General features: G+C 64.5%; 18 protein-coding genes. 11 read left to right on the top strand and 7 right to left on the bottom strand.

Annotated features, from left to right (window positions below; translation table 11 throughout):
- Positions 1-237: 237 nt before the first annotated feature.
- Together ACIBG5_RS10685 and ACIBG5_RS10680 are read right to left on the bottom strand one after the other, a co-directional pair.
- Positions 238-813: an HD family hydrolase gene (locus ACIBG5_RS10685; protein ID WP_396391304.1), complete on the bottom strand. Its 576-nt coding sequence runs from the start codon at positions 811-813 to the stop codon at positions 238-240.
- Between the two features lie 16 nt (positions 814-829).
- Positions 830-1993, bottom strand: a complete 1164-nt coding sequence (locus tag ACIBG5_RS10680; RefSeq protein WP_396391303.1) for a helix-turn-helix domain-containing protein — start codon at positions 1991-1993, stop codon at positions 830-832.
- A 52-nt stretch (positions 1994-2045) separates the two neighbouring features.
- Here ACIBG5_RS10680 and ACIBG5_RS10675 point away from each other — a divergent pair, with 52 nt between their 5' ends.
- A complete protein-coding gene (locus ACIBG5_RS10675) occupies positions 2046-2462 on the top strand; it encodes a hypothetical protein (RefSeq protein ID WP_396391302.1) in 417 nt (138 codons plus the stop codon).
- Positions 2463-3056: 594 nt separating this feature from the next.
- Positions 3057-3878, top strand: coding sequence for a class I SAM-dependent methyltransferase (locus ACIBG5_RS10670; RefSeq protein ID WP_396391301.1), 822 nt, complete (start codon positions 3057-3059; stop codon positions 3876-3878).
- Positions 3879-3911: 33 nt separating this feature from the next.
- Here ACIBG5_RS10670 and ACIBG5_RS10665 read toward each other — a convergent pair whose 3' ends face one another.
- Positions 3912-4436, bottom strand: a complete 525-nt coding sequence (locus ACIBG5_RS10665; RefSeq protein ID WP_396391300.1) for a hypothetical protein — start codon at positions 4434-4436, stop codon at positions 3912-3914.
- Positions 4437-4542: 106 nt separating this feature from the next.
- Here ACIBG5_RS10665 and ACIBG5_RS10660 point away from each other — a divergent pair, with 106 nt between their 5' ends.
- The 6 genes from ACIBG5_RS10660 to ACIBG5_RS10635 all read left to right on the top strand — a co-directional run bounded on the left by ACIBG5_RS10660 (position 4543) and on the right by ACIBG5_RS10635 (position 8851).
- Positions 4543-4803, top strand: coding sequence for a hypothetical protein (locus ACIBG5_RS10660; RefSeq protein WP_396391299.1), 261 nt, complete (start codon positions 4543-4545; stop codon positions 4801-4803).
- 16 nt (positions 4804-4819) lie between these two features.
- A complete protein-coding gene (locus ACIBG5_RS10655) occupies positions 4820-5719 on the top strand; it encodes a DddA-like double-stranded DNA deaminase toxin (RefSeq protein WP_396391298.1) in 900 nt (299 codons plus the stop codon).
- Positions 5716-6114 carry an Imm1 family immunity protein gene (locus tag ACIBG5_RS10650; RefSeq protein ID WP_396391297.1) on the top strand — a complete coding sequence of 133 codons (399 nt, stop codon included), beginning with the start codon at positions 5716-5718 and terminating at the stop codon, positions 6112-6114. The genes ACIBG5_RS10655 and ACIBG5_RS10650 overlap by 4 nt, the downstream gene beginning before the upstream one ends.
- Before the next feature lie 187 nt (positions 6115-6301).
- Positions 6302-6829: a GNAT family N-acetyltransferase gene (locus tag ACIBG5_RS10645; RefSeq protein ID WP_396391296.1), complete on the top strand. Its 528-nt coding sequence runs from the start codon at positions 6302-6304 to the stop codon at positions 6827-6829.
- Between the two features lie 171 nt (positions 6830-7000).
- On the top strand, positions 7001-7360 hold the full coding sequence (locus tag ACIBG5_RS10640) for a hypothetical protein (RefSeq protein ID WP_396391295.1): 360 nt from the start codon (positions 7001-7003) through the stop codon (positions 7358-7360).
- 936 nt (positions 7361-8296) lie between these two features.
- The gene (locus ACIBG5_RS10635) at positions 8297-8851 is read left to right on the top strand and encodes a hypothetical protein (protein WP_396391294.1); all 555 of its coding nucleotides are present in this window, start codon (positions 8297-8299) and stop codon (positions 8849-8851) included.
- Between the two features lie 280 nt (positions 8852-9131).
- Here ACIBG5_RS10635 and ACIBG5_RS10630 read toward each other — a convergent pair whose 3' ends face one another.
- The 4 genes from ACIBG5_RS10630 to ACIBG5_RS10615 are packed head-to-tail and all read right to left on the bottom strand — an operon-like array spanning position 9132 to position 17113.
- The gene (locus ACIBG5_RS10630) at positions 9132-12299 is read right to left on the bottom strand and encodes a type I restriction endonuclease subunit R (protein ID WP_396391293.1); all 3168 of its coding nucleotides are present in this window, start codon (positions 12297-12299) and stop codon (positions 9132-9134) included.
- Positions 12299-13552 carry a restriction endonuclease subunit S gene (locus ACIBG5_RS10625; protein ID WP_396391292.1) on the bottom strand — a complete coding sequence of 418 codons (1254 nt, stop codon included), beginning with the start codon at positions 13550-13552 and terminating at the stop codon, positions 12299-12301. Before ACIBG5_RS10625 ends, ACIBG5_RS10630 begins: the two co-directional genes overlap by 1 nt.
- On the bottom strand, positions 13549-15129 hold the full coding sequence (locus ACIBG5_RS10620) for a type I restriction-modification system subunit M (protein ID WP_396391291.1): 1581 nt from the start codon (positions 15127-15129) through the stop codon (positions 13549-13551). Before ACIBG5_RS10620 ends, ACIBG5_RS10625 begins: the two co-directional genes overlap by 4 nt.
- Before the next feature lie 40 nt (positions 15130-15169).
- Positions 15170-17113: a hypothetical protein gene (locus tag ACIBG5_RS10615; protein WP_396391290.1), complete on the bottom strand. Its 1944-nt coding sequence runs from the start codon at positions 17111-17113 to the stop codon at positions 15170-15172.
- Positions 17114-17222: 109 nt separating this feature from the next.
- On the opposite strand from ACIBG5_RS10615, the gene ACIBG5_RS10610 reads away from it, so the two are divergent.
- The 3 genes from ACIBG5_RS10610 to ACIBG5_RS10600 all read left to right on the top strand — a co-directional run bounded on the left by ACIBG5_RS10610 (position 17223) and on the right by ACIBG5_RS10600 (position 19888).
- Positions 17223-18641: a Fis family transcriptional regulator gene (locus tag ACIBG5_RS10610; protein WP_396391289.1), complete on the top strand. Its 1419-nt coding sequence runs from the start codon at positions 17223-17225 to the stop codon at positions 18639-18641.
- A gap of 48 nt (positions 18642-18689) precedes the next feature.
- Positions 18690-19391, top strand: a complete 702-nt coding sequence (locus ACIBG5_RS10605) for a DUF4352 domain-containing protein (protein ID WP_396391288.1) — start codon at positions 18690-18692, stop codon at positions 19389-19391.
- 98 nt (positions 19392-19489) lie between these two features.
- A complete protein-coding gene (locus ACIBG5_RS10600; protein WP_396391287.1) occupies positions 19490-19888 on the top strand; it encodes a hypothetical protein in 399 nt (132 codons plus the stop codon).
- Positions 19889-19890 lie beyond the last annotated feature (2 nt).

Here is a 19890-nt window from a genome sequence, read left to right as displayed (position 1 = left end):
CCCGGAACGTGGCAGTTGCGCACACTCGCCAGATCGCTCATACAAGCTCAACGGCCGAGCGCTCACAGGTCTGATCGCGACGGCTCCCGTGGGATCGCTCCGAGCATGCAAGAGGTGTGCTCGGATCGGGGCCGCCGTTTGCTCGGATCCGAGCACGCCGTTTTACGGCCAGCGGCGCTCGTCGACCCCGGGCGGTGTTGCTGCGTTTGGAGTCAGCGCCTCAGGAATTGAGGAGCGTCAGCGGTCGCGCCAGGCGAGTGGTGAGGTTTGAAGAGCTGCTTCGGCGAGGCGTCGACCGAAATCGGTCTGGATTCGGGCGCGGGACGACTCGATCCAGCCAGAGACTCGCTTGTAGCCGGCTTCGCCGTACTCGACGGCCTGCATGAGGCACTCGAGACGGTCCGCGTCTTTGGCGCAGCGAGCCTCGATCGTCTCGGCGGCCTCGTACTCGGTCACGGCTTCCCGGATGCTCTTAGCGGCCGCCTCTGGAAGTACGGCGACCTGATCCTCGGTGATGCGTTCATTGCTCGCGACATCCATGTACGGCTTGGCGCTGTGCGGGATGTCGCCGATGCGGGTCTCCTGCGAGTCGTGCCACATCCCCAGGTACGCCGCCCGCGCCGGATCGCCGCCCTCCTCGCTGGCGATCAGCGCGGCGAGTTGTGCAACGCGCAGGCTGTGCTCTGCGACGGACTCGGGGTCGCGGACTCCGACGTGCCACCATCCGGCCCGACGGAGCCGCTTGAGTACGCCCATCTCGTAGGCGAAGGCGACGACTCCTGTTGCGTCCCGGTCGGTAGCGTCATCGGTCACGATTACTCCGTTTCGATCATCGGTTGGCCAACTGCACAGCGCACCGCAGATTGTTCAACTCTACGGTGCTGCCAACAGCGGGGTTGTCGTCCAGCGCTGCTTCGACTCGCCGGCCGGTTCGTTCCCGCAGTTCTCGGTCGTACTCCAAGAGCTCCGGACGTGCGAGCACAAGCTGCCAGAGGCTGTGGATGTTCAGCGGAGCATTCACCTGATCCGTCAGATGTTCGAGCAGGTGGTCTGCTAGCCGCACTCCTGACCAGCTCCGACTCGACGGTGCGGTGATCAGGTAGGAGTCATCAGCATGCGGCTCGTTGATCTCTCCAAGCCAGTAGGCCCAGTAGGTGAGGTTCGCGGCTGCATGTCGTTCGTCGCTCAGCGTGTTGTCGATGAAGTAACGCAGCGGATCCGCGTCGCCGTGTCTGGCTAGCGCGACTGCCGCTGAACGTGCGGCGATCCCGCTGGTGAGGTTTACCGCCACGCTGCCAGTGAATGCGCGTTTGTGTTGCGTTGTGAGCCAGTCGGCGGACTCTCTGCGCTTGTCGAATCCAACTAGGTAGGTCGCCTGCCGTCGCAGGACGGGCATGTCCTCGGGAGATGCCCTCTCCGCCACGTTCAGTAGCTGATCGAAGAAGCTGTGCTGTGCGGCAGCGGTGAGGACTGGATGCGATGCGACCGGTCCACGGCCGGGCTTGGCCGGCAAGTCGCGGAGTTGCGGAGGCGTGATTCCAGTGAAGGGCCAGGTCACGAGGTTTACCAGTCGCCGCCGGTGCACGGTCGAGGCCAGCGGATGCTGCCGGATGTCGGCGTTGCCGAGTTCGCCGTTTACGATCTGCCCGAGCAGTTCGTCCGCTTCGACGGCATCGTGCAACGAGACCACGCCCGTGGCGGGTGCTCCAAGCGCTGCCAGACGTGTCTGCAGCCGCCGGAAGTCAGAGACTCGCAGCGAGGTCAAGGACCGGCGACCGGTCTCCCAACCCTGAACGGTGCTGACGTCGACCCCAAGGCATTCCGCGAGCGACGTCTGAGTCATGCGGATCGAGCCGCGGAGCATCTTGAGGACATAGCCCGAAATCACACCGTGGTAATCCCCGGACATCGAGAAACCCGGCATATCGGTCGGTGTTTCAGGACCACGCACCGGCGAGCCTTCCCTCAAGCCGCGCTGCATCACGCGAACCACCCGTACTCACAGTGAGTTCAGGATAGGTCAGCGCCGCGTCATCGTTGTCGACATGCCGATGGATCTGGATCTGCGGATGGTGACTGCGGACATGCGATCAAGAGTTCCCAGGGTGTTCCTGCTCGTGCGACACGTTGATGTGTCCGGCGTGACCGGCACAGGCATCGTCGCGGAGGGAACTGAGTGGACAGACGGATCTGTCTCTCTCCGATGGCGCAGCGAGCATGCCTCGACGACGTTCTACGAGGCGGGGGTGCGCGCGGTGCTTGCCGTGCACGGCCACCGTGGTGCAAGCGAGGTCGTCTATCTGTCTCCGTCTGACGGGTTAGTGCCGGTCGGCTCGTCGTTTGACCTTGTTCCCGCAAGCCAGCGGGCGGCGTACCGGACCCTGCACCTGCGCCTGCCCGCTGTTCCGACAGGCCCCAGGAAGGCTCGCGTGACGCCGACGAGCCTGCGTGCGAGGAGGTGAGTGACGAATGAGCGCTAGCCCGCGGCCGCATCCGTCCGATCGCCGCGTGTGCGTCTGGTTCGGTACGCACCTCATCGCGGAGTTCGTTGGTGACCCGGACGCTGCGGTCGCTTACGAGTCGGGCATGCGCGGGCGATTCATCAGTCTTCGGATCTCCAACGAGCTCGCAATGCCGCACGAAGTTGCCTCGGATAACAACCAATCTGAGGACGGTCAATGATCTGGCGGAACCGGCAACGGTCCTCCTCAGCCGTCAACTCGCGGAGCGATCGCTGTGAGTTGCTGGTGCCGCCTCCTCACGGTCCCTGCTCGCATCTTCCTTTCCCTGTGGAGGATCGGCCAGGAGCTGCTCAGATGCTGGCTGGCACGGGACGCGAAAGCGAGTCCGTTCCGTGTCAGCCGCTCAAGAGCCGAGGCACGGACCGGTGCCTCGGTTCCGGTGGGCTGGGTGGTTTGGGGCGTGCGCGCCCGGGCGAGCAGCCACTCAGCCACCGCCGTTCAAGACCAGCGGGCGGGCGCACAGCCTGCAGAGCGAACGCCCGCCCGCTGTTCCACCTCGATGATAGGAGCGCAGTGGATACGCCTGTAATCCCGTTGGATCCGCCGACCGTCGATCCAGCGATCGAAACCCACTACTCGAGCCGCTGGGACGAAGCGGCCCGACTGAGCTCGACCGTAAAGGGCCGTTTGGAACAGGCCCGGCTCTACGACTTCCTTGGCCAGTGGTTCCCGCCGCCTCCGGCTCGTGTGGCCGACATCGGCGGCGGTCCTGCTGTGCACGCGGGCTGGCTCCGCGATCAAGGGCACGACGTCGTACTACTCGACCCAGTTCAGCGTCACGTCGACCAAGCCAACGCAGCAGGTATCACCGCCGAACTTGGAGACGGACGTCGGCTCCCATGGTCGAACCAATCGTTCGACGCCGTGCTCATGGCGGGACCGCTCTACCACTTGCCGGAGGCAAGCGACCGTCGCCTGGCGCTTCGCGAGGCCTTGCGGGTGTTGCGCCCTGGTGGCGTGCTGGCTGCGGTAGCGATCAACCGAGCAGCGAACCTGATTGGCTCGACGCTGGCCAACACGCTCCTGACGCGTCACGGCATCGTGCGCGACATCCTGGAGACCGGCCACAGTGCCGACAACGAGCGGATGGCGCACTGCTACTACCACCGCGAGACCGAGCTACGCAGCGAACTCGTGAGTGCTGGTTTGCGGCCGGTCAACATCTTCGGTCTCACTGGTCCCGGTGGCTGGCTGACGGTCATGATCGATGCCCATTTCAAGCACCAGCCCTACACGGACAAGCTGGCCGAGCACGACCCGCTCGACACGGCGCTGGAGTGCTCTCGTCTGGCAGACCGGATGCCCGAGCTGGTGGCAGCTAGTTCGCTGTTCCTGGCCGTGGCCCAGAAGGGCTGAGCCATTGTGTCCTGCTGCGCGGTCGGCGAGATCTCAGCCGAGCTGGCCGTGCAGCTCGACGTACTCCTCTTCGGCACGCAGCACCTTCGACAACACCGCATCGGCGCTCGGCAATGGATGGAGCGGGAAGTTCGACCCGTCCCACCTCAGCCGGCCGTCTACGGTCGTCGAAGGCGGGATGACCACGGGTGTCCCCGGCTCGACGTACTGAACGCCACTAGCCAGCGGGCCAAGGTCGGTTTCGGGCTGGAACGTGCAGGTGATCCAGTCGCCGCTCGGCAGCTTCATCGTCGGCGGCCAGATCCCAGGTCGATCCTGCTCATACAGCCGCTTGCCGTAAGCGCCGGCGATCCGGGGCAGGCGCCAGATCGCCACGGTCGGGCACGACGTCACAGCCAGGTTCGGCGGCTCGGCGACGTCCCAGACGACGCGGGCTGCATCGACATCGGTGATCCAGCCGCCGTCCGGCGTACCCGCGATAGTTGCCGCCTGCACCGGAATACCACGCTCCACGCATGCGAGAGCCGTGTCCAACAAGGCGTTCCTGCGTCGAATCATGTGCCTGATCGTCCTCCCGTATCGGGACCATCATTGCCGCGCCACTGCGCGGCTTGTCAATCGGACCAGCAGATCGCTGACTGTCTAACCAAGTGAGGAGCCGTACATGTCCCAAGTCGAACAGATGAGGATGCAGCTGCACGGTTTGGCTGACCAGTCGAGGCAAGGCGCAGCCAGTTTGGCTGGATTCAAGCAGCGCTTCGAACAATCCAGCCAGCAGGTAGAGGCCCTCATCCGCGGCACAGCAACCCGTGCGGACCAGGACATCGCGACGATGTTGGACGCCGCCGCAAAATCGGTCGACCAAGCCGTCCAGTCACTGCAAATCGCAGAAGCCGGATGTCGCAGCTACGCCGACCAGATTTAGCTGGCCGAGGCAGCGCATGCCTTCCGAGCTCCAGCGGGTCGCCGAATATCTGCTCGCGTGCCTGAATGAGGCCCCGCGGGCGGCCGGCTACCTGCATGACCGAGCCAGAAAGTGCCGCGAAGCCGCGGCCTGGATCGGGAGCACCAGTAACAACCCAAGTGCCCGAATGGCCGCTATGCAGCTTGATGATGCGGCAAGGCGCTGCGAAGAGGCAGCCCATTACTTGTCTGAGGCGGAGGCTCGAGCGAAGCAGTGGGTCGAGCAGATGATCAGCGGCATTCGAACCGCCGAGCCAAGCGGCGGCTCGAGGGATGAACGGTCGCAAGGGCCTGGCGGCAGCACGCATCCTATGGCCTACCGGCGTGCGGACCATGACAACGAACCGGACGGCAACAAGCCCGACAAACCCGCGCGGGCTGGCGATGAGGCGAGTTCGGAGGAAGATGAACCGCCTTCGCGGGGCACCGCCGACGATCGGCCGCAGGACACTGGCGACAGTGATGAAATTGGAGATCAGCCGGCGCCCGCTCCGTTCATCGAACAGATCTTCCGGCGACTACCCGAGCGGCCGGGAGACGTCGGGCCGACATCCGGAATTCTGACCAGGCCGGACGGTGGAGGCCTGATTCATGTGCGCAGCGGGACGCGGGGACCCGGAGGTACGGCGCCAGGTCTCGGCGGCCGAACCGCCAGCCTTGACGCTGCGCGAGAACACGCGGAGGGCCACGCAGCGGCACTCATGCGCCGCGCGGGAATGCCTCGAGAAATGACCCTGTACGTGAACAAGCGTCCCTGCGGTGGGCGGTACGGCTGCGACAACACGTTGCCGTGGCAGTTGCCACCCGGTGCCAAGCTGACGGTCTATTGGCCAGGCGGCTATAAGGTCTACATCGGTAATGGGAGAGGACTCGCATGAACGACTTCTTGACGGCCTACTACGACGATGACGCGGGACAGCAGCGCATCGGCAGCCAGGCCGAGCTCGACGAGTTGCTTGACCGAGTCGCCAGTCTGCCCCGGCCGGCCTGGGTCGAATTGGTCAGTGCGGACGAGCTCGCCACTATGAACATTGGACTAGGGGCGGCCTTCAGTTCCTTGACGCTCTACGACGACGTCGAAGGCTCCGCCAAGTACCGCTCAGCCGGCACCCTCGACGAGCCGCAGGACGCCACCTTCGACTATGGCGGCGTGCCGACGACCATGGGTAAAGGCAGCGCGATCACCGTGAAGGAGGCTCGTGCGGCGGCATCTGAGTTCTTCACCAGTGGTAGACGTCCTGAGCTGGTGGCTTGGGAGTTGGCAGTCGACTAAGCGCGCACATGGCGAAGATGGATCATGCGTGTCGTTGGCGTGGCCGGTCGAGGCTTCGTCCCGTCCAACTACCGCCGCTCGTTGGCAGCGATACGCTGATTGCTCGGTTTGTGGGGTTATGTCTGCCTTCTGGCCCAGCCATTGATGCTGACCCGAGGACGTCAGCGCCTTGCTCCGGGGGAGAAGCATGATCTTGACCCCCCACGCGGCGAACGAGACGCTCGAGCTCGTCCCGAAACTCAAGCCGCTGTATGCGAATGCGTACTCCGAACCTCCGTACGAGATGTCGGATGAGGACATCGAGCAGTTCGAGATCCGGATCACGAAGCACGCCGGCCTGGAAGGATTCGTCCTGGTGACTGGAGAGCTCGATGGGCGACTTGTAGGGTTCTCGTACGGATTCACCTTTCTGCCTGGACGATGGTGGACCGGTGTCAAGACTGACCCGCCTCCGGCCGACGTTGCTTCAGGCCCCCTTTTCGCGGTCATCGAGCTTGGCGTACACACGGACTTCCGTGGCCGCGGCTTCTCCCGCGAGCTCGTCGACGCCCTCCTCGCCAGCAGACCAGAGCCCTTCGCAAGTCTCATCTCCCGCCCAGGTGCACAGGCTCACGCGATGTATCAACGCTGGGCTTGGAAGAAGGTCGGCACCACGCAGACGTACGCACACTGGCCCGTTGAGGACATCGACGTCCTCCCGTTGCACGACAGCTAGTCCGCCTGACCCTCGAATAAGGCCTCGATCATGAGCAACCGTCCGTTCGGCATGTCAGACCTAGAGCCGGCCACCGTCGACCAGAAGGCGACGGACAGGACCGTCTCGGCACGCCTGTCCGTCGAGCGCTCACGGCTGTAGGAATCTCACCCGTCCAAAGGAGCAACGCTGTTGTCGAACGAAGAGGGCCGCATCTTCCGTGACGCATGGATCGCTGGCGTGACGAAGCACTACCCCGGCGAACCAAAGCCCGGGTACGTCGCACCGTGGGAAGAGACCCCCGATTGGGAGCGGGAGAGCGCTGCAGCCGTGTACGAGCAGGTGCGGGCGTTCGTCGATGTCTCTGAAGGGAGCACGAGCAAGCTCAGCCGAGAGCAGAAGGGCCGGTTTGTGGCGTTGTGCTGGATCGCGCAGATCTACCGTCACATCCCCGACCCCAAACCCAGCTACGTCGCCGACTGGGCCGACCTGCCAGGCTGGCAGCGAGAGACTGACGCAGACATCTTTGAACGGATCGAAGGCGTCAACTGACACCCGCTGGCATCTGTGCAGGCCGTGCTGCCAAACGAACGGGCGAGTACTGCCCGTGTGTGCCCCCGCGACGGATACTGTTCGTGATGGTTCTGCTACTTCGGGATCGCGTTGGCGTGGATAGGAGATGGCTGTGTCCGAGCTGGGAGGTCGTCGTGGCGGCGATGACCCGAGCAAAGGCAACACGCCAGGGGATCAGGCTGGCGAAACCGGGCGTCGTGAGAACGAGACGTCTTGGCAGTCCGACGGCGGCGTGCGTGATCAGCCGGCAAGCCGTAGAGATGCTCCGACGCAGGATCGCCACGACGCTACACATCATGAGACGCCGCGTCCGTCTACTGCTCGCGAGAAGTCCGAGCAGCCCCTCGATGACGTCTACTGGCCGGGCAACGCGCGCGGGGCATCGGCTGAGCAACGTGATGACTCAACCGCCCCGAACTCCTCCACTATCGTGGCCCGGGCGTCGGACAGCAGACAAGAGGACTCGCGGGCGTCCGCTGACCCTCGGCTGAGGGGAAGTGCAGGCATCCGAGGCAGACTCAATCGACGAAGACGAGACCGCGGGCCGTCGATCCTCACAGCACCTGACTGCTCGCGAAAAGCTCGAGCAACGTCTCGATGAGATGTACTGGCCGGGGTACTCCAAGTGGTCGTCAGCCGAGCGGAGCGATGACGAGTCGGCCGATCGACGACCGGTCGATCCTCTCTCGGCCCCGGCGACGACGCCGGTCGATGATCGGCCCGAGCCGGAGGACCCGTTCGCCTCCTACTCACCAGAGCTTCGGGCCCACATGCTTCACGACGACACCTCGGCCCGTCTCCAGAACCTCAGCCCGCCAGACGCGCAGGCGGAGTCGACGTCCCAACGGGGAGATTCTCCGACGGACGTTGAGTTGGGCGATCGCGACACGCAGATGTCCGAGGCTGACCAGCGCGGTGCGTTTTGCGGCGGCGAGCTGGGACAACCAGGAGGCCGAGGAACGGCACGCCAGATCGCGAGGACTGCTTACGCAGGAGTACTTGCGGCGGATGGCGATCTGGGGCGAGGCGCTTGATGTGCCGAGGCGATGGCCGTTCTTCGAGTTGGCGGTGGTGTTCGATCCATCGGTCGAGACTGACGCAGGCTGGCTCCGGCGCCTCGAGGCCAAGGTTGGGCGCGAGCTCGGGACCCGGACGGAACAGGTGCTCACCGACATGTTCCGGTGGGCTTCTTTGGGCGATCGCCCGAAGGAACGGTTTCCTGATTTCGACCATCCGTACGAGCCGATGGTGCAGGTGTTCGAGCGCGGCGGCGAGATCTATCCAGGCCACGGATCGATCGAGCTCCTCGCAGCCTCGGTTCCGTATCTCGGCATCACCGAACGGCTCGCTCAGCCGCCGTTCCCGATCGATGCCGCTAGCTTGGACGAGGTGGACGAGATGGAACGGATCAGGGCCGAGGAGTCACGCGCACGCCGAGCGGCCGAACGTGCGGAGCAAGAGCCCACATAGCAAGCCGGCGAGGCCGAGCAACCGTCAGCTGACTCGTGATCGACATGCGACATGGCTGGCGCGGAGTGGCTGGATGACTGAGCTGCGGAATGCCCTGGATCGTCAACGACTGCGCTTCCCACGGTGGGTATGGGTGACCGATCGCCAGAACGGCGTCCAGCCAGCAGCCCTGAACCCGGGCGAGGTCGGCCAAGCGCATGCCGCAGAGGGCCATGGCTCTCCGCGGCCGTCTCGATGATATGCGTTTCGTGATCGGACAGAGGATCGAGGGGGCTATACCTCAAGCTGAGTAGCGTGGTGCCATGGCCTCCATCTGCTCGATGACCAGCTTAATGGCGCCGGGCTGCTTGTCCGGCGGGTACTTGTACTTGACCAGCAGCCGTTTGATGGAGGATCGGAGTTTGGCGCGTACGTCGTCGCGCACGGTCCAGTCGGTTTTGATGTCGCGGCGCATGACCTCGACCAGTTCACGGGCGATCTGGGCGAGGACGTCCTCGCCCTGGACTTCGACGGCCGACTCGTTGGTGCTGACGGCGTCGTAGAACGCCAGCTCGTCCTCGGACAGCGGCGGGCTGAAGTGCTTGCCCCGATTGGCTTCGGCGGCGACTTCCTTGGCCATCTCGATCAGTTCGGCGATGACCTCGGCTGATGTGAGTTGCTGGTTGGTGTACTTGTTCATGAGCTCGCGGATGCGTTCGGAGAACGCACGCTGGCGGACGAGGTTGTTGCGGGTAACCTTGCTGGATTCCTCGGTCAGCAGGTCTCGCAGGGCCTCGATCGCGAGGTGGGCGTTCTCGGCCTGCTGCGCCTTGACCTGGAAGTCGGGTCCGAGGTCGGACAGCGACGGCTTGGACAGGCCGGCGGCTTCGTAGATGTCGACGATCTCGCCGGTCGCGGTCGAGGATGCGACCAGGTTCGACAGCAGCCGCTGAACCTCCTCGGGTACGGGCCGGCCGGAGGCCTGCCGCTCCTGAGCGTCGAACTTCGCCATCCAGACGCGGACTTCCTCGTAGAACTTCGCCTCAGTCCGCACGTCCGTCAGGTTGTCTCCACCGCACGCCAGCGCCCAGGCGCGGGCGAGCTGGTTCGCGAGCTTCCGAAAGCGCTGGTTGAGAGTCTCCTCGCCTTCTACCGGTTGATTGCCCGGAGTGGCCGGCGAACGAAGGTAGTTCGTGAGCCCGAGAGTCGTCTTGATCCAGCTCGTGGTGTTCGGCTGGATCTTGCTGCGCCAGTCGTACCCTGCGCACAGCTGGTCCAGAGTGGCAATCAGTGTGCGGGCGAGGTCGGCGGCCTCGCCGACGTTCTTGCCGACCGGCTTCTTGTCACGGTCGGTCTTGGTGTACTCGGCCAAGGCCTGGTTCAGGTTGTCGGCCAGGGGCGCGTACGCGACCAGGAGGCCGTCCGGCTTGCCTCGGAAAGTGCGGTTCACGCGTGCGAGCGTCTGCATCAGCAGTGCTCCCTTGAGCGGACGGTCGAGGTACAGGGTATGGAGCGGCGGCGCGTCGAAGCCCGTCAGCATCATGTCCTTGACGATGACGAGCTGCAGCGGGTCCTCGGCGTCCTTCAGCCGCTTCTGGATGACCTTGTTCAGACCGTCGCGTCGTACATGTTTGGCGATCAGGCCGGTGTCTGTGGCGTTACCGGAATACACGACCTTGATGACGCCCTTGTCGACGGCGTCGTCGTGCCACTCGGGACGGAGCTTGATGATCTCTTCGTACAGGCTGGCGCAGATCTCCCGGGTGGCGCCGACGATGAAGGCCTTGCCGGGGGAGGTGATGAACGGAACCATCGCCTCGGATCGTTTCTCCCAGTGGTCGAGGATGTCGGCCGCGAGCGCCTTGAGGCGTTCCGGTGCACCGTAGACAGCGTTGATAACGGCAACGGACTGCTCGATCTGCTCGCGTTCGACGTCGTCGAGCCCGAGCGTCGCCTCGTCGGCAGCCTCATCGAGCTGGTCCTCGCTCACGTCGCCGGCGAGCTTGACGCCGATGATGCGAGGTTCGAAGTACACCTGCACGGTGGCGCCATCGTCGATTGCGCGGGTCAGGTCGTAGGTGTCGATGACCGAGCCGAACACCTCTTGCGTGTTCCGGTCCGCGAACGAGATCGGCGTACCGGTGAACGCGATGAACGCGGCCTTCGGGAGAGCGTCGCGGATGTGCCGGGCAAACCCGTCGAGGTCGTCGTAGTGGCTGCGGTGTGCCTCGTCGACGATCACGATGATGTTGCGCCGGTCAGTCAGCAGCGGGTGATCGAGGCCGGCGTGCCGTTCCTTCTCTGTCAGGCCAAACTTCTGCAGGGTTGTGAAGTAGATGCCGCCCGTGGTGCGGTTGGACAGTTCGGCCCTCAGTTGCGAGCGGGTTGTCATCTTGACCGGAGTCTCGGCGAGGAGCCTGGATCTGTTGAAGGTTTCGAAGAGCTGGCTGTCGAGTTCGTTGCGGTCAGTGACGACGACGATCGTCGGGTTCTTCAGCTTCGGTTGCAGGCTGACCGCGTGCGTGTAGAGCTCCATCTCCATCGACTTGCCAGAGCCCTGCGTGTGCCAGACGACGCCGGCCTTGCCGTCGCTCTCGACCGCGTCCACTGTCGTGGCGACGGCTTTGGTGACTGCGAAGTACTGGTGCGGTTTGGCGATCCGCTTCGCATATCCGTCGGCGCCCGCGTCGAAGGCGACGTAGCTGCGCAGCAACTGCAGGAACCGTTCCTGGTTGCAGACCCCGTTCAGCAGGTATTCCAGCTCGATGCCCAGGCCATCGTCGGGCCCGACTTCGCCGAGCTTGATCGGCTCGCCGTCGTCGTCGACGTTCCACGGCGAGTAGTGGTTGAGTGGAGTGAACGGCGTGCCGTAGCGGGCCGTGATGCCGTCGCTGATGATCGAGAGCACACAGAACCGGAAGGTCAGCGGGAACTCACGCAGGTACGTCGCCAGCTGGGCGTGGGCCGCCGCGACGTCCGCGTGCTCGGAGCCGGCCTTCTTGAGCTCGACGATTACGACCGGCATGCCGTTCAGGTACAGAACGACGTCGAACCGCCGCTCGTACTCCGACGACCGGACCGTCACCTGGTTGACCGCGAGAAACTCGTTGTCCTCGACAACATGACTGACGAGCCGGATCGTCGGATTCTGCTCGATCCCATCGGCGTCGATGTAGCTGATCCCGCGGTACCCGTGGACCAGGATGTCGTGCAGCCGATAGTTCTCCGCCAACGCATCCTGCGACTTCGGTGCGACGATCTCCGCCATCGCCTGCTCGACGTACTCGCCAGGCACCATCGGATTCAGCCGCCGCATAGCCTCCAGCAACCGCCCCCGCAACACGATGTCATCCCACGATGCTCGCCCGCCCTCAACCCCAGGCGCGACCTCCACCCCATGCAGCGGCTCCCACCCGTGCTCGAAGAGCTGATCCAGCGCAACCTTCTCCCACTCCGCCTCACTAACCATCACACAACCCCCTCCACAGCCTTCTCCGCTTCCCGCACGCGAACCTTCCCCGACATCAGCAACGGCAGCAGTTCACGGCGAGTTGCGGCTAGCCGCGCGTTCTCCAGCGCCAGCGCAACTCGGCTCGCGAGCATCGGCTCGGCAACTGCCTCAAACTCTTCAAGCCGGGGCGTATCGGGAATCCTGATAACAGATCGCGCCAGGTCGGACTTGTTCAGATGGATCACCGTTGTGGCTGACTTTTCACTTTCGAGCGCGCTCAGGGGTTCGCGCAACGAGGAGAGAGCAAAGGCTGGGCCGACGACTTTTCCTCGGACCCTGCAGACGCGCTGATTGAGCAAACCCTCCTCCCCTAGCCATGGCACTGCCCGAAATTCAGCATCCATGCCGATGACCACATCGCCGGGACGGACAGTAACCTCACCTAACCGCGATTCTGTCGTCCAGACCTGGGGGCGAAAGGTCTTCAAGTCTCGGATACGGATGAGGGGACGTCCCTCGCCGGGTTCGGCGAAATGCTCACCCCTGAAAGCTTCACCAAAATCGAAGTCAAAGACGTCAAACAGCGCCTGCTCATTCAGTTGGCCCTGTGTCGCCCGGCGGTATAGCGCCACCGTGAGACTTTCCATTAGATCGGCTGCACGTAGGTTCACTGCGATCTTGTCGTCGAGCGCCCCCAGCACCTCCGCGATTGCATCCTGCGTCGTCCGCTCTGGTACAAGGACGTTGAGCGCCTTTGCCTCCGGGTAGTACATCGTTTGGTGTGTGGTTCCGTGAGCGAAGCGGCGCACACTCTCCTGCTCCAACATAAGTACGTAGCGCAGGTATCCGGGGTTGAGCTCCGGACCGCAGACCCAGTTCACGAAGTCCTGACTCGTCGCCATTGGCCGACCCATCTCGACGACGTACCCGACCGAAGCAGTCCGCGAAAGACACACCGTTCCTTGGGGTAGGAGTCGAGCCGAAGAATTCTCGATCCCTTCTTGCGTGACATTGTCCAGCGTCTCGGAGATAACTTTGCCGTGATTTCCTGTGGCATCACGGATACCGATCCATGGAATTTCGCCGCCCCAATAGTGCGACTTCGATCTGCTTGGGGTGTGTCCGCTCTCGAGTCGGGCGAGGTCGCTGAGTAGACGCCAACGGAATCCTTCCGGTTCTGGCAGCGTAGGCCTACCTACGCTCAGTGCAATGCGCCCTGGAATTACCCCTTTTGTTGCATCACGTCCGCCGGTCCGCGTTGACGCCCTCATCTCAGTTGCTCCAACTGTTCGCGCACCCGCTTCTCGAGGCGAGCGGATTCATCGAATGATCTGAGGACTTCCAAGGTTAAGCGCGCGACCTTGGCGTCGATGGGTTCGCCGTCGTCCTCGGCTTCAGGGGTGCCGACGTAGCGGCCTGGGCTTAATGCATAGTCGGCTTCTTTGATGTCGGCCAGGACAGCTGACTTGCAGAAGCCTGGGATGTCCTCGTAGTTGAGGTTCTTGGCGGCTGCAGACTCGGAGCCGCGCCAGGCGTGGTAGGTGTCCCCGATCCGGACGATCTCTTCCGTGGTTAGGTCTCGTTCGGCTCGGTCGATCATATAGCCGAGGTTGCGGGCGTCGATGAAGAGGACCTGGCCGGTGCGGTCGATGGTGCCCTGTTTGCCGGCGGATTTGTCTTTGGCGAAGAACCACAGGCAGACGGGGATGCCGGTGCTGCGGAAGAGTTGGGTGGGAAGGGCGATCATGCAGGAGACCAGGTCGGCTTCGACGATCTGGGCTCGGACATCGCCTTCACCGTTCGAGTTGGACGACATGGAGCCGTTGGCCATGACGACGCCAGCTCGGCCGCCCGGGGCGAGCTTGGACAGGATGTGCTGGATCCAGGCGTAGTTGGCGTTGTTGGCTGGTGGTACGCCGTACTTCCAGCGCGGGTCCTCGACATTGCGGGCCCAGTCCTTGATGTTGAACGGCGGGTTGGCCATCACGAAGTCCATCTGGTGCTCCGCGTGCTGGTCGCGGGCAAAGGTGTCTCCCCACCGTGTGCCCAGGCCCTTGTTGTCGATGCCGTGGATGGCGAGGTTCATCTTCGCCAGCCTCCAGGTCTCTTCGATGGATTCCTGGCCGAAGATCGACACGTCCTTGGGGTCACCGTCGTGCTCGTAGATGAACTTCTCGGTCTGCACGAACATGCCACCCGACCCACAGCACGGGTCGTAGACACGGCCACTGTGCGGTTCCAGGACCTCGACGATCACCTTCACCACGCTGGGCGGCGTGAAGAACTCGCCACCCCGCTTGCCCTCCGCGCGAGCGAAGCTGCCGAGGAAGTACTCGTAGACCTCGCCCATCAGGTCGCGCGCGCGATGCTCGCCTTGCCGGCTGAACCGGGCGCTGTTGAAAAGATCGATCAGTTCACCGAGTCGACGCTGGTCGATGTTGTCACGGTTGTAGAGGCGCGGCAGCGTTCCGTTGAGGCTCTCGTTCTCCTTCATGATCGCTTCCATCGCGTGGTCGATCAGCCAACCGAGCGATCGCTCCGGCTGATCACCGATGGCCGGCTTGCCCTTGGCGTTCTCGGCGAGGTACGACCAACGGGCCTCGGGCGGTACGACGAATACGCCGTACCCCTGGTACTCCTCCGGGTCGTCGATGAGATCGGCGATCTGCTCCTCGTCGTAACCCTCGCCCGCCAGGTCGGCCCGGATCGCCTCGCGACGTTCGTCGTACGCGTCCGAGACGTACTTGAGGAAGACCAGGCCGAGGATGACGTCCTTGTATTGACTGGCCGAGAGAGAACCGCGGAGTTTGTCGGCCGCCTTCCAGAGCGTGTCTTTCAATTCCTTCATCGTCGAAGGAGCCTCTGGTTGTTTCTTACGTGGTGGCACGTCAGCCTGCTCTCTTGGTGTTGATGGGATCGATCGAGACCGCACCACTTGCGACGCCCCGGATGAGGCTGGTGGTGAGGTCGTAGGTGGCTTGTACATGGCGCTGGAGATTTGCAAGGTGCTCCGCCGCGCCCGACAGCGCGGTGTCGAGCGCCTCGGCCTCACTTGCGTGAAGGTCCGGCACGCTCCAGGTCTGCCAGTCGGTCCCGGGCTGGGCCAGCAGGTTGATGATCGCTGCCAGCGCCTGTGGACCGATGGTCGCGCCGGGCCGAAGCCGGAGGATCCGGCTGGGCGATGCGACCAAGGCCCCGCCCTCGAGGTCGACGCGGGCCCGCGGGCGTGGCCGCTGAAGGAAGACAACGTCGCCTGGCTCGGTTCGCGTTGCGCGAGGGTAGAGCCGCACGGCGTCGAACGGGTCGAGCCGGGCGTCTTCGACGCTCGCGTCGCCCGTCAGCACCCGTACGGTCCCGTCGCCGTCATCCCCGGTAATGTCGATACGGCTGCCGCGCTTCATCGCCAGTTGACCCGCTGCAACGAGTTCGCCGAGGGAACGCTGCTTCAGCAGGACCTGCCCGGGCGCGGATGTAGCTGTGACGTCGTACCCGGGAACAGGTTCGCTTGTCGTCAGGGTTGCGGTGTGGATCCGGTTGAGGTGACTGGTTGAGCTCGCGGTTCCGAGGCGGACCGCCCGCACACCGCGAGGCACGACCGGCCCGCCGGCCAGGACCGGAGCCAGTTCGCCGGCGCGTGCATACCGATACGCGCGTGCTTCGGTCAGCTTGAGGGCGGCCGAAATGTCGGACGCGAGATCCGTCAGGTCGATGGTCTCCGAGGCCAGGTCCGCCATCCGGAGTGACTGGTCGTGCCGCCCTCCCTGGATGATCCACACCGCGAGGCTCTGCCTGTGCGCGGCCTTCCAGAGCCCTCGAGGCAGCCGGATTGCCATCGCGAGATTTCCGGCGCGGAGAGTCCGTGAGCGCCGTTGCTCGGCGTCGCCGATCAATTCGTCGCAGAGTACAGCGGCCGAACCCACAGCGATTCCGATATCGGTCGGCCCCAGCGAGACGACCAGCTCGTCCAGGGCGTCGAGCGCGACCGTTTCGGGCTCTCCCACCACAGACACGACCCGCACAGTGCAGCGAGCGTTGGTGATCACCTCGAAGCCGCCGATCACGGCACGGCGCCGCAACTCGCGCCCCGACGCGGCGGGACCGGCCAGAATCCCGGGGAACCCTTCGGCCATCCGGCTCGCAAGTCGGTGGTCGGACGGTGGCACGAGCGCGACCGATTCGCCGCCGAGGTGCGTCCGAACGGCATCGCCAATCGTGCACAGCAACTCGATCACCCCCTCGGAGAGCCCCCGCTCAGCCGTCTGCCTCTGCAGGCGACCAGATTCGAACCGCGCCAGCGCGTCGGACACGCCGTACGACGCCTCGACCAAGTCGTCCACGTACCTGAACAGGTCGGCGTCGGCATGAAGCTGGGAGATCTCCTGCTGCAGGATTTCGCCGGCAGGATCGACCTGCTGTGCGAGTCCGTGCAGCTCTGTCGTGTCGAGTCCAGCCAGCTCTGTCCCGCACATCGCGTGGAGGCAGAGGAGCGTTACGACGTCCTCCGCGTTCGCGGATTCAGGAATCGAAAGCGCGGGTGCGTCCTGCCGTGCCTCGGGGTTGTTACCACGGCCCGTCTGCTCGAGCCAGGTGACGACCTCGTCGCGATCGAACCGCTCGACTCCGCTGACGGTGGCTACCGCCGGCGGGAACGGTACATGCTGTCCCCGAACCTGTGGCCGCCGGCGCCACATCGAGACTGCAGGACGGCTGACACGGGCGAGAAGCGCCACATCCGTCAGCGTCAGCGTCGGCCGCTGCTCCATCCCGCACCTCCTCGCTCGTCGATGGGCCGATAGTACGGCAGCAGCCTGACGAACCTGGCGACGATTCACTGATAACCCGGCTTATCAGCTATCTGGATGGTGGCAGCTAACGATCTCTTCCATGCTCCTCTCATCGCCGTCAGCGGGACGGCGCCGAACCGAGGAGCACAGCCTTCCCATGACCAGAGGTGAGAACGCGGCGCACTTCGACGCCGCCATGACAGGGATCGTCATCGAGTCGCTGACAGTCGCCGGACCCGATGTCGTCTGCGAAGCACAGCACTGGATCGCCGGCCGCCGTGGCCCGGTCGTCGAGGACCCGAACCAGCTGGCCGGCGCCGACCTGTCGGCCTTCGCCACCGAGGCTGTCCTGCTCGGGGCGCGGGCGCTGGCCGCCACCGCGCAGACCTCCGAAGCGCGCCTGCTGGAGCAGATGCTCAAGGAGGTCGGTGAGAAGACGGAGGCCGCGAGCTCGAAGGCAGCCGAGTTGACCGAACTCGCCGTCAAGGAGGCCTCGACAGCTGTCGTCCAGGTCGCCAATGACGCGAAGAAGGCCATCACCGAAGCCGATCAGCAGAGCCGCAAGGAGTTCACCGCGGCGGTTCAGGGTGCCAAGAACGACCTGACTGCCGAGGTCAGGCGCCTTGTCGGTGGCGACAACCCGGAACTTCTCGAACGTCTTAAGCCGGTGCTGGACAAGTTCGGCACCGGCCTGGATGCACAGGTCCGGACGAGTACGCGCGAGCTGCTGGAGAGGGCCGCGAAGCAGTTCGATCCGACCGACCCGACGTCGCCAATGGCAAAGCACGCCGCCGCCCTGACGGCGCAGCAGGAAAAGGTGACTCTGCAGCTCGAGAAGAACCACGGAGAGCTCGCGACAAAGGTGGACGAGCTGACGACCATGCTCAAGGTCCAGCAGGCTAAGACGAAGCTGATCAACGTCACCCCGATCAAGGGCGACTCATTCGAGGAGCAGATCCATGACCTGCTGCGCGGCATGGCCGCGGCGCTCGGCGACGAGTACGTCGACACGACAGCGAAGGTCGGTCACATTCCGCGGTGCAAGAAGGGCGACGGCGTCCTCACAGCGGCCGGCAGTGCTCACGTCGTACTCGAGATGACCGATTCGCCTCGGACAGGCTGGGGCGAGTACTTCGACGAGGCCGAGCGGAATCGCGGCGCGGTCGCGGCCGTCGGTATCGTCCGTTGGCCGGAGCAGAACGACGGCCAGTCGATCCGCGTACTCGGGCCGCGGCGCATCGTCCTGGCGTTCGACCCGGACGGCGACGACCCCGAGCTGCTGCGCACCGTCGTACTGCTGATCCGCACGGTCGCACTCGCTGCGACCTCGCGTACCGGTAGCAGCGAGGTCGCCACCGCCGAGGAGAAGATCGGCGAGGCACTCACACAGCTGGACAGGATCGCGAAGGTCAAGAAGCTTGCGAACGGCATCCAGAAGAACGCCGGAACCATCGACAGCGAGTGCACCGGCCTGAACGCCTCCATCCGCCGCCTGCTAGACGAGGCTCTCGTCGCTCTCGCCGGATCATCCGCCACGCCCGCTCCGTTGACCGGCATCGCGTCCGGCGCGGCCTGACAACTCACGACCAATCCATTCAGCTAGAACCGGTGGGGGAATCACGAAATGTCGCACCATCCGCAGAATCCGCAGTACCAGCCCGGTCTGCCGCCGCAGCCGGTCAAGAAGCGTCACATCGTCCGCAACGCGATGATCGCGCTGTCCGTCGGCTTCGTACTGCTTGCCGGCGGTTGCGTCGCCGTGCTGGCGAACGGGGTGAACGAAGCCGCGAAGGACAGCACGGCCACCAAGGCCGAGGCGCCGGTCGTCTCGTCGCCGGCGACCCAGCCGTCCGAACCGGCGAGTGAGCCGCCGGCCAGCGCCGAACCGTCTGAGACGCCGACTGAGGAGGACCGGGTGGCGAAGGTCGGGGCGACGCAGTGGTTTGACTACAGCGACGGAATGAAGGTCCAGGTCACCAGTGTCAAGCGGTTCCGGATCAGCCAGTACGCCGCCGGCGGCAAGCCAGGCGACGTGGGAGTCGTCGTCACGATCACGCTCCAGAACGGGTCCTCGAACACGTTCGACACCGGCCTCGTCGACGTCAAGCTCGCCAGCGGACCCAACGGGGACCAGGCCGAGTCGGTCTTCGACTCCGAACAGAACCTGGGCGGCGGGTTCGAGGGCTCGATCCTGCCGGGCAAGAAGAAGACAGCCAAGTACGGCTTCGCGATTCCGAAGACGCACGTCAACTCGATGCTTCAGGTCGAAGTCGCGCCCGGCTGGGACTACGAGGGCAGCCACTTCGAGGGCAGGTTGTCGAGCTGATGTCCATGGCCAGGAGACCGGCTTCGCGGAGGGAGGGATCCGGTCTCCTGCGGACTGCAACAATCCTGATCAACTCTCGCTGGATCTGGAGCGCAACGATGAACCGGTACACGACGACGGCGATGGCCTATTACCGCGACTACCTGCCGACCTGGTATGCCGAGTTGGACGGCCCCGCCGAGTACTTCCGGGACCTGGGTGAGCAGATTCAAGACCAAGTAGTCGACTTGACGCCCCAGCTCGCCGGGCCGGATCAACCGGGTGAGGGCTTTATGGCAAAGACCGGTCGGCTGAACGCCGCCCGGGCTCGGGCCGAGGAGCTGGTCCTGAGCGAGCTGCTGTACTCCCAGAAGCCGGAGAACGAGGAGCAGGACCTGGATCCGGAGACGGCGACGTACTACGGGGACGTGAACAAGACGATCCAGGAGCTGCACGACGCGGTGCAACATGCCCTCGACGATCCGGAGTCAATCAGACGGTCGAGCGAGCGCAAGTAAGG

The organism is Kribbella sp. NPDC050241, from assembly GCF_044459685.1.
Lineage (GTDB): Bacteria > Actinomycetota > Actinomycetes > Propionibacteriales > Kribbellaceae > Kribbella.
This window is presented reverse-complemented; position numbering and strand designations above follow the sequence as displayed.